This window comes from Enterococcus sp. BWR-S5, assembly GCF_016745255.1.
Classification (GTDB): domain Bacteria; phylum Bacillota; class Bacilli; order Lactobacillales; family Enterococcaceae; genus Enterococcus_L.
The window spans coordinates 51,330-77,273 of the sequence record NZ_JADOEQ010000010.1; the positions used below are offsets into that span (position 1 = coordinate 51,330).

Genomic DNA, 25,944 nt, shown 5'->3' on the forward strand with positions numbered 1-25,944 from the left:
CTGGTGTGGTATTCACCTTATAATGCTGTTGCGAAAAACCACGAACGATGAAAGCAATGGATAAAACAGCATTATCTGTGCTTCCGTTTTACTTACAGAGGGGGAAGGAAAATGAAACTCACTTTTTTTGAAACAAGTGATATCCATGGCTATATATCACCAACGAATTATGCTGGTGGACAGAACCTGGCAATTGGGGCTGCCAAAGTGGCTGCCAAATTGAAGAAATTGAGAGTACAGGCTGCTGGTCCGATAATCACAATAGAAAATGGTGATTTTATCCAAGGATCGCCATTAAGCTATTATGTCGCAAAAAATCAACAGTGGCTTCCTGATTTTACACGAGTAATCAATGCGATGTCCTATGATGTTCAAGTGCTAGGTAACCATGAATTTAATTACGGTTTAGATTATCTAAAACGAGCAATTGCCAGCTATAATGCACCGGTTTTAGCAGCAAATATTCTAAGCGAAGAAGGGCAACCCTACTTTGGAAAAGGCTATACGGTTATTGAAAAAGAAGGAATAAAAGTTGCTGTATTGGGATTGGTTACACAATACATTCCCCATTGGGAACAGCCTGCTTTTATTCAAGGTATGCGTTTTGAAAGTGCTGTTGCTACAGCAAAAAGACTGATTCCAGAGCTTAGGAAGCTTGCTGATATTGTTGTGGTGAGCTATCATGGCGGCTTTGAGAAAAGCCTTGAGGATGGCAAAGCAACGGAGCAGTTAACGGGAGAAAACGAAGGGTATCAGCTACTTCATGAGGTTGCTGGCATTGATGCTTTGTTTACAGGACACCAGCACCGAGAAATTGCAGCAGTTATTAATGATGTGCCTGTAGTTCAACCTGGTTACCGTGGCAGTCATATTGGTGAAATCGAATTGACAATTGAAAGTGAAGGTGGGACAGTTGTTGTGACAGCTGCAAGTGCAAAGCTTCATTCTGTTGCTGACATAGAAGCAGACGCTCAAATCCTTTCAGAAGTTAACGCACTGGACACCGAACTGGAAAATTGGTTGGATCAGCCTTTAGGAAGAGTTGTAGGAGATATGGAAATCAGAGACCCTATGCGTGCACGTTTGGTGGAACATCCTTATGTTGAGTTTATCAATCGAGTCCAACTGTCAGCCAGTGGTGCAGAAATTTCCGGAACGGCTCTATTCAATAATGAAGGGAAGGGCTTCAAGGAGACAATTACAATGCGTGACATCATCACAAATTATATTTATCCTAACACATTGGCTGTTGTGAAAATCAGTGGAGCAGACCTACGGGAAGCGTTGGAACAGACCGCTGGGTATTTAGCTGTAGAAAAGAATCAAATTGTGTTCAATCCAGCATTTATAAAGCCAAAACCACAATATTATAATTATGATATGTACGAAGGAATTGATTACACCATTGATGTAAGCAAACCAAGTGGTCAGCGGATTACTCGCTTGTTGTTTCAAGAGAATGAAATTAAAGAAGATCAAATGTTCGAGGTTGTCATTAACCAATATCGTGCAGTTGGCGGAGGCAATTATGGGATGTTTGATTCCGGAAAAATAGTACGGGAGATTCAAGTCGATATGACCGAGCTGATTGCAGATTATTTGAGAGAGCATCCTGTAATTGAAGCAACAACAAACGAAAATTTTCAAGTGATTCTGTAAAACGATCACTGAGGATGAAGGCTTAAAAAAGGTTTCGATTAACTAGACCTAAAAAAGCGAGTGGAGTATTCATAGAAATACTCGGCTTGCTTTTTTTGTTTTGAAGAAATGAGAGCGAGGAAGCTTTATACTAGGCTGTTGTCTAATGGATGTTTTGAGCGTAAATGGATTTTAAAAATGTTAAATTGATTCCAATTAAAGTGTGTATCAGCTTTTCCTATTTTCAAGTTTATTTTGTTGTTTGTTTGCAGCAAAGATGTACTTCTAAAGTTCTATCCCTCAATCAGTCATCCTTTGGTATACTTTTAGTAGAACTGGAAAAGTTGGAGGAAATAAACATGAATAGGCTCTTTATTGGTATAGAAACAAGTAGAGAACCCAAAATAACCGGTGATAGAAATGGTGGTTTTCAAGTCGAATCTAAATGGACGAAGTCCTTTCGAAACAAAGAGGAAAGGAAATACTATTGTGAAGTATTCAGCGGTGGGCGCTTTGATGACTACGGTTTTGACCGCTTTCCACTGAAAATAGATACAGAGAAGCTGCAGTTGCCTGTAACCTTTTATGCAGACCGCAAATCAACAAAGGAAACAGCCTTTGTTTCGTTTGCCTTTCGGTTAGCGGCAATTCAGTTCATTGTGTCAGAAAAGGCTCTTGCAGTAATGCAACAATATCAACTGCCGCCAATGACTGTGGTGGCCTGTCGTATTGTATCAAAAAAAGAGGGTGCTTTTTCAGGAAACTATTTCCTTGTAGGTTTCGCTGTGATTGCTTCTGATGCCATTGATTATAAACAATCGTCATTTACTTATCTACATGATGAAAAGGATCATAACTGGGTGTGGCAAGACATGCCTCCGGTTGAATCAGAAGAAGCCTATCAAGCATTTACTGATGAGAAATTTTGCAGTTTGGTTCGTCCAAAGCAGATTACATTGAACAGTAGGTACCCATTTGATGTGGTGAATGCGCGTGAACATGGGGTGTTTTTTTCCGAACAGTTGATTCAAGCATTGCAGGAGCAAGAATGCTGGTTAGGATTATCTACAAGAAACTGTAAGTTAATGGAGTCAGCCAACTGAAGAAATTTCTGTTTATACAAATACAACGAGACAAATGATTTTTTTTTGCATTTCAGACAGAGAGAAAATAATTGCACGGATAAAGATGAAAAACTAAAAGGAGGTAGAAAATGACCTATTATACATATCGATTTAATAAGCATTCAGAGAAATTTTTGGTGACAGTTGATGAGTATCAAGGGGAAGAAGCAATTAACCTGAACTGCACACAATTGAGTGAAAGGGATTTTCCAAAGCAAAGTCAGCGAACAAAGGTGGTAAAAGACTGGATTGATTTTCTTGAGAAAAATCCGAAAAAACTGAAAAAAATCTATTGTGTCAGCTGAATGAATCAAAAGCTGTTTAACGCAATCTGTATGCAGGAAAACTTAGAAGAATTGTACATTAAGTGGGGCGTGTATCCTGATTGGACGAAAATCAGAAACTTAAAAAAATTAACACATGCTTCCTTGACTGCCGGAGCTTCAACAAAGGATATTTCACCTGTAGGAAATTTAACAAATCTTGAAGTATTGGGACTGTCAACGGTTGGAGCGACTGATTATTCAGCCTTGGAAAATCTAACAAACTTGACTGTATTAAGGCTGGATAGTGGGATGGATAATCTGATTAAAGTAGATAGTCTGGCATTTTTAGAAAATCTGACTGAGCTAAAGGATTTCCAGACAACTGGTTTTCGACTGCTGAATCATGATTACAGTCCGATATTTTCTTTGAAGAAGCTGGAAATGTTGTCCGTAAATATGCCTGCCTACGACCAGGACATATGGGAGCAGCAGCTAGCTGAACGTATGGATTATGTACCCAGAAATAGCCACCGCAACTGGAGATAAACAGGAAAGATGAGTTTGAGAAAAGGATGTCTGATAAACAAAGATATGTGCTCATGAATCGGTGGAAAAATTTTTGAATATGTTCCATTTCATAAAAGGAAGGTAAGCGGATACGAAATAATCCACTTGCCTTCCTTTTATTGATTGCAGCACTTAAACCTTTGACGGTGCTACACCATAATATTTTTTAAACAGTTTGCTGAAATGATACGCATCATCATAACCGACAGTTTGAGCGACTTCTTTGATGCTTGGAGCTGCTTCACTTTCCAATAGGTTTTTGGCATGCTTCAAGCGAATCTGAATCAGGTAATTGATTGGGCTGCTGCCGGTAATCTCTTTGAAAACCTTTGATAGATGCGTTGGGCTGACATAAAAGGTTGCTGCCAGCTGTTCTAATGTAATTTCCTCTGTATAACAGTTTTCAAGAAAATAAATCGTCTGATTCACAAGGTTTTGTTTACGCTTGGCTGAGTTTGACAGCGTTTGTGGTATGATTTCTTCCCGTTTTTTATTGAGACTTCTCAAAATTAACACAAGCATCTCGATAACCAATGCTTTTCCCATCAGTTGAAATTCTTCTTGCTGCTCATTGAATTCCTGTGCTAACCGCCATGCCTTTTCCAAAAATTGGCTATGGTATTCCCCTAGGTCTATCAAGGCTTTTTTGTTGGGGAAATGATTTCTTGGCAGACCATCCAGTGAGATATTGCCAATGCCGATGTGCAGTTGATGGGAATAGCTACCATCTGCTTGAGATTCTGAATGAAAAACTCCCGGATTAAAGAGCATGATTCTTCCCGGTCCTAAGGTAATTCTTTCATCCTCAATGACATAGTCTGCTTCTCCCTCTAAAATAATACTAATCTCCATAAACTCATGGGTGTGGCGCTTGGAATAGTGATTGCCGTCGTTCCAAGGATCGAAGGCATAAAGTATGTCTGGGTTAAATAGTTGAACATTTGTATAAGCCATAATAGCGCCTCCAAGTTTTATGCTAATATTGTACATCATTTTGAGTAATATTGCCCATTTCATTTTTATTCCTTGAAGACTATTCTATACTTCGAATGAGTCAAAAAAGAAAGCAGAAATTTGCTGAGACGTCGGGAGTGAATAGAATGAACAATTATCAGTGGATTTGGCAATATGCACGGAAATATAAAGGAAAAGCTGTGTTAGCATTTATTTTATTGTTATTAAACGCGGTACTGATTATTGTAAATCCGTTGGTCACCGGACAAATCGTTGATCAGGTAATTACACAAAAAAGAGAGGAGCTGCTGTTGCCCTTTCTGGGGATTATGGTTGGTATCACATTGTTTCGGACAGTGATTCGCTATGCCTATCAGATTGTATTTGAACGGATTGGTCAAAACACATTATTTGAACTGAGACAGGATATGTATCAAAAGCTGCAGGAGTTGGATTTTGATTTCTTTAACCATACAAGAGTGGGTGACATCATGGCGCGGATGACAGGTGACACGGATGCCATTCGTCATTTCGTTTCTTGGGTTGTCTACAATATCCTTGAATGTATCCTTTGGTTCATCTGTGCGGTTGTGGTGATGGGAAGTATCAGCTTGCCGTTGATGCTCTCACTGGTAGCAGTCACACCTCTAATTTTTGTACTGACAAAACAAATGGCCGGAAAGGCTCACCCAGTCTTTTTCGATATTCGTGAAAGCTTCTCTCGTCTGAATTCAATGGTGGAGGAAAATATTGGCGGCAATCGTGTGGTCAAAGCCTTTGCTCGTGAGGATTATGAGATAGAGAAGTTTAATGCCCATAATGAAGATTATAAGCAAAGAAATATGGCTTCCGCACAGGTGTCCGGCAGATATCTCCCGTGGCTGGATGGCTTGGCGGGTAGTCTGAATGTTCTCGCCCTATTGTTAGGAGGAATATTCGTGATTCAAGGGAAATTAACATTGGGGGAGTTGATTGCCTTTAATGGGTTTCTTTGGATGCTGAATCAGCCGATGCGCATGAGTGGCTGGTTGATTAATGATGTTCAGCGCTTCTCTGCTGCCTGCATCAAAATCCGTCAAATGTTGAATACTGAACCACAAATTCCTGTTGAGCTGAGAGAGACTGAGGAAAAAATTCAAGGCTATGTTACGTTTAAAAATGTATCGTTCCATTTTTCCGATGACCCTAAAACCAATGTATTGAGTAATGTGTCGTTCGAAATAGAACCGGGTCAGACTATCGGAATACTAGGAGAAACCGGGGCAGGAAAAACGACACTGGTTAATTTGGTTGGACGGTTTTATGATCCAACACAGGGTGAGGTACTGATTGACGGCAAGGATGCACGTTCCTATCCAGTTCGCCAACTACGGGAAAGCATTTCAATGGTTATGCAGGATGTTTTTCTATTCTCTAATACAATTGAAGAAAATATTGCTTTTGGTAATCCATTTGCGGAAATGGACTATATCCAACAAATGGCAGAAATTGCCGATGCGCATAATTTCATTTCAAAAATGCCTGAGGGCTATGGAACAGTAGTTGGAGAACGTGGGGTTGGCTTATCAGGTGGTCAAAAGCAACGGATTTCTCTAGCAAGAGCCTTGGCTAAGGACCCGTCAATTCTTATTCTGGATGATACGACCTCGGCTGTTGATATGGAAACCGAGTCCAAGATTCAAAAGGAGCTGACGAAGCTGACGGAGGCGAAGACAACCTTTATTATCGCTCATCGCATTTCCTCTGTTCGAGAGGCAGATTTGATTCTGATGATGGAGAAAGGGCATGTGGTGGAACAAGGAACACATCAAGAGTTAGTGGCTCGAAAAGGACAATATTATGAGGTTTATCAGAAACAGCTTGGATTAGAAAAGCAGGAGGTGGATTAAATGGCACGCAATCGTTTCGATCAGGATGAAGCGTTGGAAGAAGAATTCAATTGGGGGCATTACAAACGAGTAGCTGCCTACATCCGACCTTATAAACGACCAATACTAAAGGTGTTAGCTGCCATCATCGTGGCAAATGTCTTAGGAATGCTGGGACCGTATTTCACGAAGATTGCTATCGATGATATCTTACCGCAAAAAAATACTTCGTTGCTTTGGGTACTGAGTGGTGTCTTCCTGATATCGCTCGTTATCATGGGTTGGCTTCTTCGCTACCGCATTCATGCAATAACTGAGATTGGGCAGGATATCTTGAAGGATATGCGTTCTTCCATTTTTGAGCATTTACAGCGTCTGCCATTTGCCTACTTTGACAATCGACCTCATGGGAAGATTCTCATTCGTGTGGTTAACTATATCAATACGCTGAGTGATTTGTTGAGTAATGGTTTAATTAATCTGATTTCGGATATCTTTAATGTGATTATCACATTAATTTTTATGTTCCTTATTGATGTAAAGCTGACACTGTACAGTTTGGCACTTCTCCCGCTGTTGTTTATCATCGTGATGGTTATTACGACAAAACAAAGAAAGGCGTATCAGGTTCTTAGTAACAAGCAGTCCAATTTGAACGCCTATATTCATGAAAGTATCTCCGGTATCAAGATTACACAATCTTTTGCCAGAGAAAAAGAAAATTTTCAAATTTTTAATGAGGTAAGTGAGGAATACCGAAGCTCATGGATGAAGGCTGTAAAAATTCAATTTCTTTTATGGCCGGGAGTCCAAAATATTGCCGTAATGACTACATGCCTGATTTACTTTATTGGTATTCGTCAAGTAGGAGTTACAGTCAGCACTGGAACGTTGGTGGCCTTTATCGGCTACATTAATAATTTTTGGAACCCTGTCATTAATATTGGCAATTTTTATAATTCATTGATTACGGCAACTGCCTATTTAGAACGGATTTTTGAAACCTTGGATGAGGTTCCTGATATACAGGATGAGCCAAATGCGACGGAGCTGCCAAAAATTGCCGGACAAGTAGATTTTGAGAACGTAACCTTCCGCTATGAGCCTGGGAAAAATATTTTGAATGATGTCAGCTTTTCTGTGGCAGCGGGACAAAGTGTTGCCCTAGTTGGACCGACGGGAGCTGGGAAATCTACAATTATCAACTTGCTGAGCCGCTTCTATGATGTGAACGAGGGCAGTGTCAAGGTAGATGGGTATGATGTGCGAGAGGTTACGTTGTCTTCTTTACGAAAACAGATGGGTGTTATGCTGCAGGATACCTTTGTTTTTTCAGGTACGATTTATGAGAACATTCGATATGGCAAGCTGGATGCAACCGAAGAAGAGGTGATTCGAGCGGCGAGAATCGTTCGGGCACATGAGTTTATCAAGGACTTAAAGGATGGGTACCACACGGTTGTTGAGGAGCGCGGGAGTACCTTGTCAGCAGGACAACGTCAATTGATTTCATTTGCGCGAGCGTTACTGGCTGATCCTAAAATTTTGATACTGGATGAAGCGACATCGAGTATTGATACAAAAACAGAAACGCTGCTGCAGGAAGGCTTGCAGGAATTACTAAAGGGCCGCACATCCTTTATTATTGCCCATCGTCTATCAACCATTAAAAACAGTTCAAAGATTTTTTATGTAGATGATGGTCAGATTGTCGAAGCGGGAACGCATGAAGAATTGATGAAGCTGAGAGGGCTGTATCATCATTTGTACCAATCTCAATATGACTTATTACAAGTCGGCTAATTCTATTGATTCCATTAGTGAAACGAAAGAAGCAGTGAAGTCTTTTGCCGGTATCTTTGGCAGAAGACTTTTTTCTATGAGAATTAGTGGAAATATAAATATACACGATTCTACTAAAGGCGGTTCAACCTTTTCATCATTCATTTTTTTCACACGGCTGTGCAAAAATTGACCATAATAAATTTCCTTCTTCTGTTAAAGTAAATGGAAAGAATCATGGCTTTTAGAAAGAAGGGGACAAATGAAAACTGAATTGAAAAAAATTCCGGGAATTCTGGCAGGAATTCTAATTATTTCGATAGGATTGAATTTTTTCTTACTCCCACATAGCATAGCTTCCGCCGGTGTCGGCTCTATTGGCTATTTGCTTGAAAGCTTACTGTTTATTGAGCGAGGCGTAGTTGTTTGGGCAGTGAATTTACTGATGCTTTGTTTGGCTTTTCTATTTTTGGAAAGGGAGATGTTCTTTAAAACGGTGATAGGAAGCTTACTGTTTCCGGTTATTTTGAGCTATGTTCCGGTTATCCCAATGACGCGTTTCATTACTGCGGCACTGATCATTGGCAGCTTTATGTTCAGTCTTGGGATTTTCATTCTTTATCAGGTAGGAGCGTCCAATGGCGGAGTAACAGTTCCACCACTGATTTTTGATCGGCATTTTGGGATGGATCGAGCAACAGGAATCTTGCTGACAAACCTCGTGATTATCTTTCTAAACTGGTTTGTTTTTGGTTTTCGAGAGGCCATGGTATCGGCGATTTCTATTTACCTCATCGCTTTTTTTATGAAGAAGATGATGCAGCTTCAAAACGAAGGGGTTCTAAAAAAATGGTTCAATAGAAGAGTATCTAATTAAATAAAAAGAAGCATATGACGTACTCCATTTATCAGGAGTGTCATTTGCTTCTTTTTATTTGAAGTAAGGTGAAACAGTTTTGCATGTTTGGTTTTGCAGCTATTCATCTGTAGGAAGAATTGATATACTATTATTGCTTGTGAAAAAAAGGAGCGTTGAGAAATAATTGGAAAGGGAGAGAAATGTTGTGGAGGATAAGGATGTTGTTGTTATAAAAAAGGAATTAATGGAGTGGCAGAATTTTAAAAAGATGGTTTCCGTATTTACCTACTTAGAAATTCCAGCCTATCTGTTTACTATACTTGCTGTAGTCGGAGGTGCATTCTTTTTGTATGAGGGCGTACCTTTTGATTTTGAAAATGTTGAAATCCAGCTTTTGCTGGCAATTGCACTTTTAGCAGTTGTTTTTATGAGTGTGTCGATTATAAGAACGAATTATTTGATGAAGAAGGCCTATAACTATTATATGGAAAGTCCCTCAGTTTTGAAAAATGAATTGTTTGGATTGAGCGGTGGGTATTGCTTTTATATAGAAAGCGGCTATGAATCAACAAGAGAACAGATTGAGAACGTAGTTGTTAGTTACTTGGAACAAAAAAATGGACAATTCAATGATTCTAAAAGAGACATAGCTGAGTTGAGAGAAATTCTTTCTAAAAATTTTGACATAGAGCTGCAAGGAACAATCAAACCTCAAGGGCTAAAACATGGAATGATTGTCGGGTATGAGGAAGAGGAAACAATCTTTATTTTTAAAGTTGCCAACGCCAAAGGGAAACAGATTTCGCTCTATAATCTGGACCGTATCTCAGAGCTTGAGCTGAGAGATATTCGAATCATTGGTTGGTAAGGTATAAATCGAAACGAATCCCGCTGCTTTGTCATGTGAAAGCAGTGGGATTCTTAGTTTTGTTGATAAAGCTATAGTAACAGTGTTTGGTGTATATTCTTTATCAGAATTAACCCACTGTTTTATAACACTCTCATGCATTATTACTTCTTCGTACAGGAATCATCAAATCCATTTGAGGAAAGTCAGAATCATTATTTTTGAAATAGGTATAAGCATTTAGATGTTCTTCCAATGAGTCAAACATGTTTTCAGGATTGCCGTTCCCACGGTATTCATACTGAGGATTTTCTGAGACCCATTGTTCCAACAATCCCCATTCTTGGAAGTTCCCCATTACGATGCTATGTGCAGCATATTCTCCGCCCGTAAAGTTCCTTTTTATCAGCGGCTCAGTTACTTCCATGTCTTCAGGAATCGTAACCCAGAATTCGTAGCCATAGGTTGAACTTTTTTCAGAAGGATTAGGATGATTAAAGCCAAATACACGGATATCAGACATGATTTCCCAAAGCTTGTTCTTTTGAACAAAATCCTTTATTTGATTAAATGCCTGTTGCTCTGGTTCGGGACCGATAAAATGAGCCGCAGCTACACTATAAGATGGAACGTGAATAACTCTCGGTTCAATTTTTTTCAGTTGTGAAGCTGCTTGGTTGATTGTTGTCATATTGATTTCCTCCTTTAATGTTGTTTCGGGTATCGGAAGATCGGTGAGTAATGACTGCAACACTTCATCCTTCAAGTTGAGCTCAGGTAGCACAGAGCGTTGAAAAACAGTAATCAATTGCTCGTAGGCTTGTCGTAGAATCGAATAAGCAGAGACCTTTTGATCAATCGAATACATATTTTGTTCGAAAATTTCGATTGCCTGCTGAGCATCAGAGCTATTTAGAATCACGCCAATCTCTTTTAAGGAAAGTCTCAGTTTACGTAAAAAAAGAATTTTTTGGATTCGCTCAGTATTTTCTGCATTGTAAACTCGATAAGCATAGCCTGATACACGTGTACTTTGAATCAGACCCATTTTTTCATAATACCGCAGCATACGGGAAGTCACTTCATAATGCTTGGCTACCTCACTAATTGTTTTCAAATTATTTGTCATCACTTGATCCTCCTTACATGTAACTCCTGCCAAAAATTTTTCTATACGCTGAGTAGATGACCGCATATATCCATATAACTTTTAGTTGCAGCTACACTAAATAGAATAGCGGCGGACACCGTGTCGCTGTCAAGCAGCTATCCAATAATTCTTTCCATAAGTTTCGTCATATGTATCATAGCATATTCGAATCTAATGAATACCCGAATTTTCCAAAAAGAAACAATGTGTCTCCGATAGAAGTTAGGTGTTATACTTAAGAAAAAGGTGGGTGTATGTATGGAGAAGGAACTTTCTGAGATGAGTATGGCAGAGCTTTGGGCACTATTTCCGATTTTTTTGGTGGAGCAAAATGCAGAATGGCATAGGTGGTACAAAGAGGAAGCACAGGAGCTGAGGACGTTGCTGCCGGAGCACACAATTTATTCTGTAAATCATATTGGAAGCACTGCAATAAAAGGGATTAAAGCAAAGAATATTGTAGATGTGCTGGTTGAGCTGACAGAGGATGCGGATATGCATGAAATAGCGAAGCTTCTTTCATCTCAAGGCTACATTGTTATGTCGAATGAGGGAAAACGAGTCTCACTAAACAAAGGGTATACAAAAACAGGTTTTGCTGAAAAAGTCTTTCATATCCATCTTCGCTATATCGGTGACAACGATGAAGTTTATTTTCGAGATTTCCTCAACGAGCATCCAGAGGTGGCAGCGGCATACGAGGAACTAAAAATGACGTTGAGCGACACCTTCAAACATGATCGTGATGCTTATACAAATGCAAAAGGTGCGTTTGTAAAAAAATGGACGGCTGTTGCTAAAGAAAGCTAAGAGGATGAGCGCTACTTTTATGACAAGATATTTGTGATAAAAAGCAAGAGAAAAAGAATTGATTCTGAAGTGAGCCCCCATAGTGAGACCACAAAATCTAGCTTAGGGGGCGCACTTCATTTTCTCTTGTTTTTTATTTATTGCTTAGAGGAATAGGCAGGATTGGCTACTCGAACAGCATCAGGAAAAACTTGCTGTAAAGCCAGAAAGGCATCGGTCACTCCTTTTGGCACTTCAACATGTGCAAGGTAGTTTTTCCCATTAGGTCCATAGCCATTTTCATCATCAGTCAGCCTGGGGATTTCACCCATGAGTAGAGAAATATAGCGTTCGATTTGCCACATTCCGCTGATTTCTTGCGTATATTCGAGTTGAAGCTCTCTGCTTTCAACCTGTGCCTGATAAGCGGCATAATTGATGACGATAGAATGAGTATCAAACTTTTTGAACGTGGCATCCATACGACGCTGCATCGCTGCATCCTGTATAAGAATAATCGATTGGTGAGGGATGGCTTCATTTTTTAATAAGTCGAGCAGATACGTGATGTTGTTGCCGCAGTTTGTTGACTTTGTTTCAAGGTAATCAGCTTGAAGTCCATAAGTAGCTTTTAGGTATTCGTTGAATAGCTCAGCCTCAGACAGTTGATTCACAGGTAAGCTATCCGACAGATGCTTTTGAATTTCTTTTCGCAGTCCGTCAGTTGTATGACCATATCCGCCAACAATAATATACTTTCTCGCAAGGTTATTCTTCATTGCTTGGGCCAAAAGGTCTCCACCGGCAAGAATGCTTCCGCCAAAAAGAACGAGTACATCGGCTTGCTCGATTCCGTATTTTTGCTTCAGGTTTGCTGTTTCAAGTGCATTTAAGTCTCTTTGCCCGCAAAAGGCACTCAACGTGTTGATGTTTTGTACAGTTGTTGCTTTCACATAATCACCAGCTTTTCTATTTTCACTTTCTTATATAGTAGCAGTTGGTAGGAGAGGGAAGCAAGAGATTATCAGATATGAAATATTGTTTAATTTTTTTATGAAGAGTAAATAAATCATCTGATGCAGTGAAATGGGTGAAAATAAGATGGAAAGAGAAGAGGTAGAAATATAAATATTACTTTTTCTCATGTTTCCCATTTTTTTATGTAAAACATGAGAAAAAAGAGCTGTTAGTGGTTGACAAATAATCTCATTCTGATATTATAAATATACCAACAACAACCTTTTTATTTTTCATATTACTCTTTTGAGTAATACTCCTTTTAACTATCTCTGAAAAGAGATAGTTTTTTTTGTTTAAAGACACAACCAGACACCTTAATACTCACTGAAATATATCGGCGTTCATATTTTTAGCGCATACAGATAGTTAGCATCTACTTTTTCATTGGATAGTAGAAAATATTACGGATTCTACTAATAAAAACAAGAAAGACAATTCAGCAGGAAAAGCAACGAGTAGCAAGGCTACTTCTGTTTTTTCTGAAAAACTGAAATTTTTCCTAACAAAAAAAATCTAAGGCTGCCATTTTCGGACCTTAGATTTTTTATTATCGTATTTCCTCTAAACCTTTTTTTAAATTATCTCTTCCTGATTCAAAGGATTTTTTTAGAGAGTCGCTTAATTCCTTTGTCTCTTCTTTGATTTCCTGAGCGGCTTCACTTAATTCCTGTCTTGTTCGTTCACGCCAATCTGAGGGACGAGTAATGTGTGTTACCCCAGCCAGACAAATCAATCCCAGTAATGCGATACCCCAAAATAATCGATCCTTTGTACGTTTCATTCTAATTTCCTCCATCTCTCTTTTTCTGTAACCTCACTATCTATTCTATAGAAAGTAGACGTTTCGTTCATCCATCCACAGTCCGAACTTCATTGAAGAATAACTAAGACTTTAGTTGCAAGTTTGGGCAATCGAACGGGTCAAACATCATTCCGGTAAAGAGGATAAACCAAATCATCCTGACGAAAAAAATAAAAATTGGGATGAAAGCGATAACATTTCAACGAAGAACTTCTATATACTATGGGTAACGACGGAGAGAAAGGAGGGGAACGAATGACAATCGATGAGTATTTTAATGAGGAATTAGCCGACATAATTGAAGTAAAAGGTGGGCAAGAGGAATTTTTTTCCTATATCTTCCAAAAATTAAAGCAGAAGGATTATGTAGAAGAAAGTTTTTTTGAAGCACTCAAGGAACGAGAGCGAGATTATCCAACAGGTTTAAAAACACATTTTATGGGTGTAGCGATTCCTCATACAGATCCTCAGCATATAAAGAAACCGTTCATTTTTATTACAAAGCTGAAAAACCCAATTCAATTTGGTCAGATGGGCTCAGTGGACGAGCAGGTAGAGGTTCACTATACCTTTGTTTTAGGTTTTGACAAGGGAGAGCAGCAGCTGGTTTTACTACAAAACTTAATGGCAATGTTTGCTGATGAGAGCATAATGACCCAACTGGCAGAAGATGTTTCAGAAAAAGAGATGTATGCAATTGTTAAGCAATACTATATTAATAAAGGATAGGAGTTTTTACTGATGGGAAAGATTCACAATATTTATGAAGCACCATTTATCAAAGAAATGTGTGAGGCAACTAGGAATCTATGGAACAACGGTTGGGCCGAAAGAAATGGTGGAAATATCAGCTATCGTCTGGATGAGGCAGAGGTTCAGTTCTATCTTGATACGAATCGAGTACTGGACAAGGTGGCCCTTGGGTTTGATATACCGGAGCTGGCAGGAATGATTTTTCTTGTATCAGGTTCAGGTAAATACTTTAAAAATGTCTGGCAAAATCCTGCCGATAATTTAGTCATTTTGAAAGTGGATGACGAAGGAAAAAATTATCAGGTTCTTTGGGGCTTGGAAACTGGCGGTGTGCCAACGAGTGAGCTGGCTTCTCATTTAAAATGTCATGCTGTTCGATTGAGAAAAGATTCGGAGCATCGTGTGATTCTTCATACGCATTCAATCGCGATTTCAGCGATGACCTTTGTACACGACTTGGATGAAGACAAATTTACCAAATCACTTTGGGAAATGATTACTGAATGTCTCGTTGTTTTTCCAGATGGGGTTGCAGTTTTACCTTGGATGGTAGCCGGGACCGTTGAGCTGGGGGAAGCTTCTGCAGCGAAGATGGAGGATTCACGTATCGTTGTATGGCCGCATCACGGAATCATGGGTGCAGGACAATCAATGGATGATGCCTTTGGTCTGGTTGAAACAGCAGAGAAAGCAGCAGATATTTATATGCGGGCGATTTCTGCTCCGACAGGAATTATTCAAAAGATTACCGACCAACAGCTTTGGGATTTAGCTGATCGTTTTGGCGTTGTGCCGAAGGACGGCATTTTAGCACCTAGAAAATAGAAGAGAAGAGGAGAGAATAAAATGAAACGAGTGAATGTGATTTCAGTATGTGGTTCCGGAACTGTGACCAGCTCAATGGTTGCTGGAAAGGTCAAGGACTTTTTGGAGGAAAATGGTTATCGAGCGAAAACGGTAGAGGTAAATCCAGGAGGAGTGGAAGGTGAACTGGCTTCCGGTCAGTGGGATGTGATTGTTCATACGAGTCCGTTGAAGGGGAAGTATGACATTCCTACAATCAATTCTGTAGGGCTGTTGACCGGGATGGAGGAAGATGAGTTTTATGAAGAGCTGCTGGCGACGGTAAAAACATTATAAAAGGGGGAGGAAACCTTGTTAGAACTATTATCTAGTATCATGGAGTCCTTTGGAGCGGCAATCGTCGTTCCGGTCATTATTTTCTTTATTGCGCTGATTATGAAGGTAAAACCGAAAAAGGCATTTACCGCTGCGCTAAATGCAGGAATTGGACTGACAGGCTTTAATATGATTATTGGTGCATATTCACCAATCGTTACACCAGTTGTGCAGCGGATGGTTGAGGAAACAGGCGTAAACCTGCGTATCCTCGATACAGGCTGGCAGGCGACGAGTGTGGTGGCGTATTCTACACAGGTTGGGATGATATTTTTAGGCTTAGGCTTGTTACTTCAGCTGATTCTGTTTGTATTGAAGTTTACCAACATCTTTATGCCGTCGGATTTATGGAACAACTTTTCGTTCATGCTTTGGGGATCGATGCTGTATATTGCTACAGGGAATCTATGGCTGGCGATTGGTCTTATGGTCTTGTCAAACCTTTATAGTTTGGTCTTCTCTGAGATTGTGGCAAAAAGATGGTCGACCTATTATGGCTATCCAAAATGTACGATGACAGCTCCTCACCATATTTGTTCCGTTCCACTTGCTATAGGAATGGACTGGATTTTGACAAAGCTTGGTGCCAACAAGGTGCAATGGAATCCTGAAAAAATACAAGATAAGCTGGGCTTTTTAGGAGAACCGACTTCTCTTGGCTTCATGCTTGGTTTACTGTTGGGGTTTGCCGGAAACTTCATGCGTTTGGATACCATGGAAGGCTGGGGCGAAATCGTGACAGTTGGAATTGCAACGGCAGCTATCATGGCAATCTTCCCGAAAATCGCCGGAATTTTTGCTTCTGCGTTCACAACAATTACCGATGCTTCTAAACGCACGGCTAAATCAGGCGGAAAAGATCGTGTTTGGTACTTGGCAATTAATGATGCAGCAGGTTACGGAGAGACCGCTACTTTGCTGACAGGCATGCTATTGATGCCGATTATTTTAGTATTGGCGATTCTCTTACCAGGAAATGAAACCTTGCCGATGGTTGACTTGATAGCGATTCCATATATGATAGAATTGATTATCTGTATTTCAAATGGAAATATTTTTAAGTCGTTGATTTCCGGAACAATCTGGTGTGTTGGCGGTCTTTATATGATTACAGCCGTGGCACCAATTTTTACCGATGTTGCTTTAGATGTCGGTGTCAATCTGCCGGAAGGCGCATTGCTGATTTGTAGTTTTGCAGTAATGACGAATCACATCATGGGTGGTTTGTTCTTAATTTTCATGACACAAAATCCACTTTGGATTGGTTTATCTGTTGTTGCTTATATTGCGATGTACATCTTTGTGAGAACACGTAGAGAAGCAATCCATAATTATCTGGAAAGACAGGCAGAATTAGAAGCAAATGCACAGATGATACTGGAAGAGGAGGCAGCATAATGGTGAAAGTAGTAGTTGTCGGTGACCGTCTGGTAAGCAGTGAGACGTTGAAAGATGCGGCGCAGCAGTTAGAGCTGGGAACAGCGATTGATGTGGTGGAATTTAACTGGCACGCAGATTTAACCAAGGATCAGTTTCAAGAAAAAATACTGTTAATCGAAAAACATGGTCCGGAAGCTGTAGATGTACCTGATGGTGTGGTTGAGGCGATGAAGGATGCGGATTATTTATTGGTGCACATCGCTCCGGTCTCAAAAGAAATGCTGGAAAATGCACCAAATTTAAAGCTGATTGGTACGTGTCGAGGCGGTTTGGAGCACATTGCCATAGAGACTGTAAAAGAGAAAAACATTCCCTTGCTTCATGTCATTCGTAATGCAGAACCGGTTGCAGATTTCACCGTTGGTTTGATTTACGCGGAGACACGAAACATCGCCAGAGGGCACAAAGATGCAGTGACTGGAAAATGGACAAAAGCATTTCCAAACGATCCCTACAAAACAACGATAAGTAACTTGAAGGTTGGATTGATTGGTCTCGGCTATATTGGCAAGCTAGTAGTGAAACGGCTGAATGCTTTAGGTGTTGAGGTTATGGCATACGATCCGTTTGTCAATCAGGAAAAAATCAAAAAAGAAGGCTTAACCGTAACTTTTAAAGAACTGGATGAAGTATTTTCAGAGGCAGATGTGATTTCTCTTCACATGCGGGTCACACCTGAGACAACAAATATGGTTAGTGATCGCTTATTATCTTTGATGAAACCGAGTGCTTATTTGATTAATACTGCCAGAGCAGCGGTGTTAGACAAAAACGCACTGATTACCGCTCTGAAGGAAAAAAGAATTGCCGGTGCCGCCCTAGATGTAATATGGAAAGAACCAATCCAAGAGGATGATCCCTTATTACAGCTGGATAATGTGACTCTCACCCCACATATAGCAGGCGACACAATCGACGCGATTCCCAAATCTCCTTACTTGTTACGAGATGTAATCAATGCGTACTTTAAACTTGGCATAAGTGATATGCTAATTAAATTATAACGAACTAAGAATGAAAAAGAAAGAATCTTGTGACTATAAGCTGAAATAATCCTTATAGTCACCCTGGTTCTTTGAAAAGGGATAAAAAAGAAAATAGGAAACAGGGTAAATACTTGCCCTGTTTCATCAAAGAATAAAAGGAGAGCCATTTCCCTTTTGCTAAGAATGCTAGGGAAATGGACATCGGACCACCAAAATAAAGAAACAAGGCAAACCCTTGCCTTGTTTCACCAAAAAATAAAAGGAGTTTGGATATGGATTCAATGATGAAGCAAGTGATTGAGCTGGTGTTAAAAAACACTGCGGTTTCTTCACATCGTTTGATGAAGGAGCTGAATTTGAGTAAAAGCCAGTTGGATTATCGAATGAAAAAAATCAATGATTTTCTGAATGCAAAACAACTGCCCATGATACGCAAAGAAAACCATCGCTATTTACTTACTCTAAGTCGTGAACAAAAACATTGTCTTTTAGAAAACGATTCATCATTGCCCCATTTCCAAAGTGAAGAGCGACAGCAATATATTATTCTTTTGATTATTTTGCATGAAAATTTGACGTTGGGAAATTTGGCAGAAACATTAGGTGTTAGTCGAAATACTGTTTTAGCTGATATGAAGCAAATCAACAAGGACTTAACCAATCGTGGATTGATTATGAAATCTACTAGATTAAAAGGTTATTTTCTGGTCGGACAGGAGATAGCGATTCGTAAGCTGTGGCTATGTTTGATTAAGGAAGAAATTGACAAGGAATATTCACTGGCGACTTTCAAGAGGCTGCTGGAAATAGATATGGTTTTATTGGATAAGATTTATCAACGAATTGAGCAGCTGGAAAAAAGACTTCAATTGTTTTTTTCGGAGGTCAAGATTACCTATCTCAGCATGATTATCTACCTATCTATTTGTCGCTTTCACTCAGAGGAGTCTATTGACACTGAAACGATTGATCGCTACGGTAAGCTCTTAAATCATGAAACCTACAATGTTGTTGCGGCTTTATTTATGGATCTTTACTCCAAGAATCAAGTCAAAGAGCATGAAGAGGAACTGAGATTTATCACCATGCATATTCTGAGTATCAATGTGGTTAAGCGTACCTCTTTTAGACAAAACAAAGAGCTTCAACAGGCAATAACCAGCAGTATCGATCGCTTTGAAAAATCGAGTATCACTTTTTTTGAAAACAAAGAAGAATTATGCGACATTCTTTATCAGCATATCATACCGGCAAGTTATCGAATTCGCTTCGGTGTTCCTGATGAGAATGAGCTTTCTCATTCGATTCAACAGGAATATCAAGAATTTTATTCCATTGTAAAAAAAGCTGTTCAGCCGATTGAACAACATCTAGCAATTGAGTTTGTGGACGAGGAGCTGGCCTATCTTCTAATTATTTTTTTAAGCTTTTTAAAGGGAGACAAATTTCTTGAGCAAGAAAAAAAGACAGCGGTTGTAGTTTGTATGCATGGCGTTTCAGTGTCACGATTGCTTTTAGAGACATTGAAAGAATTGTTACCTGAAATTCGTTTTATTCGCTATATGTCCTTGCGGGAATTCTATGAATCAAATCCGAAAGTTGATATTGTTTTTTCGACAGTTGGTGTAGATACTGATATTCCCTGCTTTTTTATCAAGCATTTTCTGACTGAAGAAGAGAAGCAGCTGTTGAAATATAAAGTAGAGGCTGAGGTTTTTGGGCGTCAATTATACGTTGGCACAGGAAATCATCTTAACTTGGATAAACTGATTGCAGTGATTGAAAAGCATGCGACAGTCCACTCTCGACCGTTGCTGAAGCAGGAGCTGGAAGAAGTATTTTTTACTGAGAAGAAGAATCGGTCCATAAAACCATTTAAAGAGCAGTCAGATTTACTGGCTCTCTTGCCTCAAGAAAATATCCAAATTTATGATAAACCACTATCTTTTGCTTCAGCAATTCGTTTATGCGGGAAGCCGTTGCTTCAGCAAGGGTTTGTTGACGAGGCGTATATTGAAACAATCATTAGAAACTATGATCCTGAATATCCATATTTTGTAATTGCTCCGCAAGTAGCGATTCCGCATGCTGCTCCGGAGGATGGTGTTAAACGGTTAGGGATGTCTCTGTTACGGATAAAGCACCCAATTCCTTTTTCCGATACCTTGTCTGTCCGCATTTTAGTTATGATTGCACCAAAGGATAAAAAGAGTCATTTAAATGCTGTAACGACTTTGTACAATCTTGTAAATGATCGAACATTCAGAGAGCAGCTTTTAGCAGCCAAATATGAGCAGGAGCTGCACCATTTATTAAGCAGCACTCTAGCAGAAAATACTTGCTTATCTCAGTAATTTTCCATAGAAACGAATAGAAATAATTGATAGTTAAACGAATAGGAATGAAAGAAAGGAGCTTATACATGGCAAACAGAATGGTATTAAATGAAACATCGTATTTCGGTAAAGGAGCAATCAATGAGATTGTGGGCGAGTTTCAAAAACGGGGCTTCCAAAAAGCGATTGTGATTACTGATAAGGAGCTGATTAAGTTTGAGGTAGCGACGAGGGTAACTGCTTTATTGGATGAAGCAGGAATTGCCTATACTACGTATGATGGTATCGTGCCTAACCCAACAATTAAAAACGTCACAGATGGTGTGGCGGCAGTGAAAGAGGCTGCTGCGGATTGTATTATTGCCATCGGTGGCGGTTCACCAATTGATACAGCGAAAGCCATCGGAATTATTGTGACCAATCCGGAATTTGCGGATGTGCGCAGCTTGGAGGGGGTAGCAGAGACGAAAAATCCTTGTTTACCAATCCTTGCGGTACCAACAACCTCAGGAACAGCAGCAGAGGTAACCATCAATTATGTGATTACAGACGAAGAGAACCACCGTAAGTTTGTTTGTGTCGATCCCCATGATATCCCAATCGTGGCATTTGTAGACAGCGACATGATGATGGGGATGCCGAAGGCGTTGGCAGCCGCGACAGGGATGGATGCCATGACCCATGCTATTGAAGGCTTCATCACGAAGGGTGCTTGGGAAATGACGGATATGCTGCATATCAAAGCGATTGAAATTATTGGTCGCTCGTTGAGAGCCTCTGTGAATGGCGACCAGACAGGGAGAGAAGAGATGGCATTAGGACAATATATTGCCGGTATGGGCTTCTCGAACGTCGGCTTGGGCTTGGTGCACGGGATGGCGCATCCATTAAGCGCGTGGTATAACATTCCTCATGGTGTGGCCTGTGCTTCATTGTTACCAACCGTAATGAAATACAACAAAGATTTTACTGGTGAGAAGTACCGTGAAATCGCCTTGGCACTGGGACTGGAAAATGCAGCCACAATGAGCATTGAAGAAGTTCGTGATGCAGCTTGCGCAGCCATCGATCAGCTGAGTAAAGATGTTGGCATTCCGGCGACGATATCTGAGCTGGGTGTGAAGGTGGAAGACCTTCCGCAAATTGCACAGGATGCCTTCAAGGATGTTTGTTCACCAGGCAATCCTCGAGATGCATCTGTAGAGGAAATTATTGCATTGTACCAAAGCTTAATGTAAAAACAAAGAGTCAATAGAAAACAGCCAAACTGTTATGTTCCTAAGAAAAGGAAGGATAGCTGTTTGGCTGTTCTTATTCTTTGTATTTGGATAGCTTCTAGCGTAATAAAGTGATGGGAGAAAGTTGCTTTGTCTGATTGATGATTGCAGCAATTTCTTCCGGAGACTCTTCCGCATCTCGATTGATCCATAGTAAAATTACTGAGACAATGCTTGATAGAAGGATTTCATGTGCATAAACCTTTGGCAACCCTTCATGATTGCAGGTTAGAAAATCAGATTTCTCAATTTTATGCTGTATCGTTTCTTCGATTAGCTCCTTAAAGGTATCAATAAATCTTTTGTCGCCACCTTCACCGATTAATGCTTTAATTAATTCAAACTCTGTCAAAACATAGTGCAAGGCTTCCAATATTGCTTCATATGGAATCAATTCCATTGGATCGTCGGTATTTCCATAGGTATTAAAAATTTTTTGTAAGCGAGAGAGGATATCAGCTTCAATCTTACTGAGAAGGTCATACTTATCAAGGTAATGCAGATAGAATGTTCCCCTGTTGATGTTCGCTGTTCTTGTGATATCACTTACGGTCAACCCTTCAATTCCTTTTTCTACAAGGAGTAGTGTAAATGCTTTTTTTATTCGTACCTTTGTTTCTGTATTTCTCACGCTGGACATGCTCTCGCTTCCTTTCTATGGAAATTAAATGAACAGTCTTCGAAAAATTGTTTATTGTATTCTTTCTGCGTTCATTTTACAATATCTTTATATTTAAATCAACGCGTTGTTCATTTAAGGAGGAAATAGTATGTCATATATAGAGATGATTGAGAGTTATAAACGTTATCAGATTGGAGATACAGTTGTCACAGCAAATAATGGTGTCACATTTTCCATTGAAAAAGGCGAGCTTGTTGTGATTTTAGGGGCTTCCGGTGCCGGAAAATCGACTGTCTTAAATATTTTGGGAGGAATGGACACCAACGATGACGGAACGGTCTTAATTGATGGGCAGAAGATATCTGATTATTCTTCGAAAGAGCGGATTGCTTATCGCCGAACCGATGTAGGTTTCATTTTTCAATTTTATAATTTAGTAACGAATCTGACTTCAAAAGAAAATGTAGAGTTGGCTTCCGAAATCGTTAAGGATGCTCTGGATGCTGAGGAAACGCTAAAGGAGGTTGGTCTCGGTGGTCGAGTCAACAATTTTCCGGCCCAGCTTTCAGGTGGTGAACAGCAACGTGTTGCCATTGCCCGTGCCGTAGCAAAAAATCCCAAGCTGCTGCTTTGTGACGAGCCTACAGGTGCTTTGGACTATCAAACAGGTAAACAGGTTTTGCAGATTTTACAAGATATGAGCAGAAAGAAGGGGGCAACGGTTGTGATAGTCACTCATAATGCGGCGATTGCTCCCATTGCGGATCGTGTAATTCATATGCATGACGGAAAAGTAAAAGCGATAGAGGTTAATGCAACACCTGAAATGATTGAGAATATTGAATGGTAGGTGAATAGGATGAGAAAAAAACAGCTTTGGAAGGATATTCGACGATCAATATCAGGTTCGTATGGACGATTTCTGTCCATTTTCAGCTTAATGTTACTGGGGGCCTTTGCTTTTGTTGGACTAAAGGTAACCGGACCGGACATGCGTACAACAGCAGAAGATTTCTATGCTAAAAACAATCTGGCTTTCGTGACAGTTACTTCCACTTGGGGCTTAGACACTGAGGATCAGGAGCTCTTAAAAAGGAGTGCACAGCTAGATGATATCGAGTTTGGCTATTTGAAGGATGTAGTTGTTAAAAATACAGATACCGGCTTTAGGATTTTCTCGACTCCCGACGATCTATCAAAGTATGAGCTTGTAGATGGGAAAATGCCAACGAAAGAAAATGAAATTGCCTTGGACTATCAACAACAGGGAAAGTATAAGCTCGGAGATGAGATTACATTTACAGAAAAGCTGGAGGAAGGCGATACTCCGATTTTAACAAGGGATGCCTTCAAAATTTCAGGCTTTGTCAAATCCAGTGAATTGATTGATAAAACCTCAATTGGACAGACAACGGTGGGAAGAGGACAGCTTGACAGTTATGGCGTTGTACAACCTGAGGTATTTGATTCAGAGGTCTTTATGATTGCAAGACTTTCTTTCACGGATACCAAGAAAATTGATGCTTACAGTGATGACTATAACGAAATCATTGAGAAGCATAAAGTAACTATTGAGGACTTAATGAGTACTCGTCCCTCTGAAAGATTGACAGTGCTGCAAGACGAAAAGCAAGAGGAGCTGGACGAAGGAACGGCTGAGATAGAAGAGGCCAAAGCTGAGCTTAATTCTGCGGAAGCGGCATTACAGCAGGCCAAACAGCAAATTGATGAGGCAAAGGCACAGCTGTCGGAGAATGAAAATAGTCTGGCTGCTAATATTCCTGAGTTGCAACAGCAATTAGAGTATGCTCGCCAGGAAATTGCCGTACAAGAAGCTGCTTACAATGAGCAATTGGCTGTCTTCAACGAGAAAAAGGGAAAGGCCGAGACAGAAATACAGGATGGAGAGAAGGAAATAGCAGAGCAGCAGACAGAGCTGAACGAGCTATCTGCACCAGTCTATACTGTAAATGACCGTAAAGACAATCCCGGCTACAAACAGTATTTGGAAAATTCTCAGCGAATTGATGTACTTTCAAACGTCTTTCCGGTTTTCTTATTTGGTATAGCAGCTTTGGTTAGCTTAACTACAATGACTCGTTTTGTAGATGAACAGCGAATCAATATGGGGACTCTAAAGGCGCTGGGATACAGTAATACGGATATCAAGAAGAAATTTATTGTTTATGGCTTAGTACCTAGCAGCTTGGGTGCGGCTGTGGGTACCTTGTTAGGGCATACTCTGTTGCCGAAGGTCATTTTCAATGCCTATGCAGCAACCTCAACATTTTCTGAGATTATTCTGCTTGTTTCATTTAAATATTCATTGATAGCGATTTTGACTGCGGTTATCTGTACAGTTGTTCCGGCGTATTTATTGGCTTCCGGTGAGCTGAGGGAGCATACTGCCAGCTTGCTCTTACCAAAACCGCCCAAGGCTGGTGCGCGCATTCTTTTAGAGAAAATCAAACCAATCTGGAATAGAATGAGCTTTACTTATAAAGTGACGGCACGTAATCTATTCCGCTATAAAAAGCGGATGCTCATGACAATTATCGGTGTGGCGGGCTGTACAGCGTTGCTGATTACCGGCTTTGGTATTAGAGACTCATTATCAGGTATTGTTGACGAACAATTTGGTGAGCTGATAAATTATGATTTAATCACCGTTTATGATGATGATGAAAAAACAATCAATCAGGAATTGACTGCACCGGAGCTAACGAAAAAAATTAAGGATTCAACAGATATTCGCTACGAGGAGGTATCAGCTGTTGCGGGTACGAACCAAGATAAGCAGTCAATTACTGTGCTTGCTGCAGATGATTTGATAGATTTTTCTACTTTTGTGAAATTACGTAATCGTAGTAGTGGACAAACGATTGAGCTGTCTGATAATGGTGCTGTTCTTTCAGAAAAGCTTGCGGAGCTTCTTAATGTTAAAAAGGGGGATCAGGTCACTATTCAAGATGATGATGGCATTGATCGAAAGATATTAGTTTCCGATGTGACGGAGATGTATATGGGCCATTATATGTTCATGAATCGTGTTGCTTATCAATCTATTTTTGAAAAAGATATGGTTTTGAATGGGAAATTAATGACGTTGAATGATCAGTCTTCAGCGGCCAGTGATGAGGTTGCAACTGAGCTGATGAATGTTGAAGGCGTAAGAGGGATTGTTCAATCAAAAGAGTTAAGCAGGAAAATCGATGCTGTGATGGGTGGATTAAATAATGTGATCGTTGTATTAATTGTCTGTGCTATTTTACTGGCAGTAGTCGTGATTTACAACCTTACAAATATTAACGTATCCGAGCGGATTAGAGAGCTGTCAACAATCAAGGTTCTAGGCTTTTACGATAATGAGGTGACATTGTATATCTATAGAGAGACAATCATTTTATCTATCGTTGGTATACTTGTCGGCTATGTTATTGGCTTCTTTCTACACAGCTTCATCATGGTTTCTTTACCACCGGACGAAGCCATGTTCAAGCCGGAGCTAATGCCAATGAATTTCATTTTATCGGCGGGGATTACGCTGGCAATTACCTTTGTCATTATGGGCGTGATGCATCGGAAAATCAAAAAAGTCAATATGCTGGATGCTTTGAAATCAGTTGACTAAAGAAATAGTTTATAGAAAGTATAAACCAGCTGCGGGACACCTTCGTTGTCCTTC

The 25,944-nt window shown here is 40.0% G+C and carries 23 protein-coding genes; 18 read left to right on the top strand and 5 right to left on the bottom strand.

The window, feature by feature from the left end:
* Positions 1-111 precede the first annotated feature (111 nt).
* The 4 genes from IW510_RS12330 to IW510_RS12345 all read left to right on the top strand — a co-directional run bounded on the left by IW510_RS12330 (position 112) and on the right by IW510_RS12345 (position 3,574).
* Positions 112-1,659, top strand: a complete 1,548-nt coding sequence (locus IW510_RS12330; protein WP_202060075.1) for a bifunctional metallophosphatase/5'-nucleotidase — start codon at positions 112-114, stop codon at positions 1,657-1,659.
* A 338-nt stretch (positions 1,660-1,997) separates the two neighbouring features.
* Positions 1,998-2,741, top strand: coding sequence for a hypothetical protein (locus IW510_RS12335; protein ID WP_202060077.1), 744 nt, complete (start codon positions 1,998-2,000; stop codon positions 2,739-2,741).
* A gap of 110 nt (positions 2,742-2,851) precedes the next feature.
* Complete coding sequence (locus tag IW510_RS12340) at positions 2,852-3,067, top strand: hypothetical protein (RefSeq protein ID WP_202060079.1); 216 nt, start codon at positions 2,852-2,854, stop codon at positions 3,065-3,067.
* Entirely contained in the window at positions 3,068-3,574 is a 507-nt protein-coding gene (locus IW510_RS12345) for a hypothetical protein (RefSeq protein WP_202060081.1), read from the top strand.
* 153 nt (positions 3,575-3,727) lie between these two features.
* On the opposite strand, the gene IW510_RS12350 is transcribed toward IW510_RS12345, so the two are convergent.
* Complete coding sequence (locus IW510_RS12350) at positions 3,728-4,549, bottom strand: helix-turn-helix transcriptional regulator (RefSeq protein WP_202060083.1); 822 nt, start codon at positions 4,547-4,549, stop codon at positions 3,728-3,730.
* A 146-nt stretch (positions 4,550-4,695) separates the two neighbouring features.
* Here IW510_RS12350 and IW510_RS12355 point away from each other — a divergent pair, with 146 nt between their 5' ends.
* The 4 genes from IW510_RS12355 to IW510_RS12370 all read left to right on the top strand — a co-directional run bounded on the left by IW510_RS12355 (position 4,696) and on the right by IW510_RS12370 (position 9,926).
* Positions 4,696-6,438: an ABC transporter ATP-binding protein gene (locus IW510_RS12355; protein WP_202060085.1), complete on the top strand. Its 1,743-nt coding sequence runs from the start codon at positions 4,696-4,698 to the stop codon at positions 6,436-6,438.
* Complete coding sequence (locus IW510_RS12360; protein ID WP_202060087.1) at positions 6,439-8,220, top strand: ABC transporter ATP-binding protein; 1,782 nt, start codon at positions 6,439-6,441, stop codon at positions 8,218-8,220.
* 241 nt (positions 8,221-8,461) lie between these two features.
* Positions 8,462-9,076 (top strand): YitT family protein, encoded by a 615-nt coding sequence (locus IW510_RS12365; RefSeq protein WP_202060089.1) that lies wholly within the window; start codon positions 8,462-8,464, stop codon positions 9,074-9,076.
* 187 nt (positions 9,077-9,263) lie between these two features.
* Positions 9,264-9,926: a hypothetical protein gene (locus IW510_RS12370; RefSeq protein ID WP_202060091.1), complete on the top strand. Its 663-nt coding sequence runs from the start codon at positions 9,264-9,266 to the stop codon at positions 9,924-9,926.
* Between the two features lie 133 nt (positions 9,927-10,059).
* Here IW510_RS12370 and IW510_RS12375 read toward each other — a convergent pair whose 3' ends face one another.
* Positions 10,060-11,034 (bottom strand): MerR family transcriptional regulator, encoded by a 975-nt coding sequence (locus IW510_RS12375; RefSeq protein WP_202060093.1) that lies wholly within the window; start codon positions 11,032-11,034, stop codon positions 10,060-10,062.
* Positions 11,035-11,313: 279 nt separating this feature from the next.
* On the opposite strand from IW510_RS12375, the gene IW510_RS12380 reads away from it, so the two are divergent.
* Entirely contained in the window at positions 11,314-11,865 is a 552-nt protein-coding gene (locus IW510_RS12380) for a GrpB family protein (protein WP_202060095.1), read from the top strand.
* A 137-nt stretch (positions 11,866-12,002) separates the two neighbouring features.
* Here IW510_RS12380 and IW510_RS12385 read toward each other — a convergent pair whose 3' ends face one another.
* Together IW510_RS12385 and IW510_RS12390 are read right to left on the bottom strand one after the other, a co-directional pair.
* Entirely contained in the window at positions 12,003-12,797 is a 795-nt protein-coding gene (locus IW510_RS12385) for a YdcF family protein (RefSeq protein ID WP_202060097.1), read from the bottom strand.
* Between the two features lie 614 nt (positions 12,798-13,411).
* Positions 13,412-13,645, bottom strand: a complete 234-nt coding sequence (locus tag IW510_RS12390; protein ID WP_202060099.1) for a YtxH domain-containing protein — start codon at positions 13,643-13,645, stop codon at positions 13,412-13,414.
* 276 nt (positions 13,646-13,921) lie between these two features.
* On the opposite strand from IW510_RS12390, the gene IW510_RS12395 reads away from it, so the two are divergent.
* The 7 genes from IW510_RS12395 to fucO all read left to right on the top strand — a co-directional run bounded on the left by IW510_RS12395 (position 13,922) and on the right by fucO (position 21,598).
* Positions 13,922-14,395, top strand: coding sequence for a PTS sugar transporter subunit IIA (locus tag IW510_RS12395; RefSeq protein WP_202060100.1), 474 nt, complete (start codon positions 13,922-13,924; stop codon positions 14,393-14,395).
* A 12-nt stretch (positions 14,396-14,407) separates the two neighbouring features.
* Entirely contained in the window at positions 14,408-15,244 is an 837-nt protein-coding gene (gene rhaD, locus IW510_RS12400) for a rhamnulose-1-phosphate aldolase (protein ID WP_202060102.1), read from the top strand.
* A 21-nt stretch (positions 15,245-15,265) separates the two neighbouring features.
* A complete protein-coding gene (locus tag IW510_RS12405; RefSeq protein WP_202060104.1) occupies positions 15,266-15,559 on the top strand; it encodes a PTS sugar transporter subunit IIB in 294 nt (97 codons plus the stop codon).
* Positions 15,560-15,574: 15 nt separating this feature from the next.
* Complete coding sequence (locus IW510_RS12410) at positions 15,575-16,996, top strand: PTS galactitol transporter subunit IIC (protein ID WP_202060106.1); 1,422 nt, start codon at positions 15,575-15,577, stop codon at positions 16,994-16,996.
* Positions 16,996-18,042: a 2-hydroxyacid dehydrogenase gene (locus IW510_RS12415; protein WP_202060108.1), complete on the top strand. Its 1,047-nt coding sequence runs from the start codon at positions 16,996-16,998 to the stop codon at positions 18,040-18,042. Before IW510_RS12410 ends, IW510_RS12415 begins: the two co-directional genes overlap by 1 nt.
* 254 nt (positions 18,043-18,296) lie before the next feature.
* Positions 18,297-20,378 (top strand): BglG family transcription antiterminator, encoded by a 2,082-nt coding sequence (locus IW510_RS12420; protein WP_202060110.1) that lies wholly within the window; start codon positions 18,297-18,299, stop codon positions 20,376-20,378.
* Positions 20,379-20,446: 68 nt separating this feature from the next.
* A complete protein-coding gene (gene fucO / locus IW510_RS12425) occupies positions 20,447-21,598 on the top strand; it encodes a lactaldehyde reductase (protein WP_202060112.1) in 1,152 nt (383 codons plus the stop codon).
* A gap of 97 nt (positions 21,599-21,695) precedes the next feature.
* On the opposite strand, the gene IW510_RS12430 is transcribed toward fucO, so the two are convergent.
* Complete coding sequence (locus IW510_RS12430; RefSeq protein WP_202060114.1) at positions 21,696-22,277, bottom strand: TetR/AcrR family transcriptional regulator; 582 nt, start codon at positions 22,275-22,277, stop codon at positions 21,696-21,698.
* A gap of 130 nt (positions 22,278-22,407) precedes the next feature.
* Between IW510_RS12430 and IW510_RS12435 the strand changes: the two genes are divergently transcribed.
* Together IW510_RS12435 and IW510_RS12440 are read left to right on the top strand one after the other, a co-directional pair.
* Entirely contained in the window at positions 22,408-23,109 is a 702-nt protein-coding gene (locus IW510_RS12435) for an ABC transporter ATP-binding protein (protein ID WP_202060116.1), read from the top strand.
* A gap of 9 nt (positions 23,110-23,118) precedes the next feature.
* Entirely contained in the window at positions 23,119-25,890 is a 2,772-nt protein-coding gene (locus tag IW510_RS12440) for an ABC transporter permease (RefSeq protein ID WP_202060118.1), read from the top strand.
* Positions 25,891-25,944: the final 54 nt, after the last annotated feature.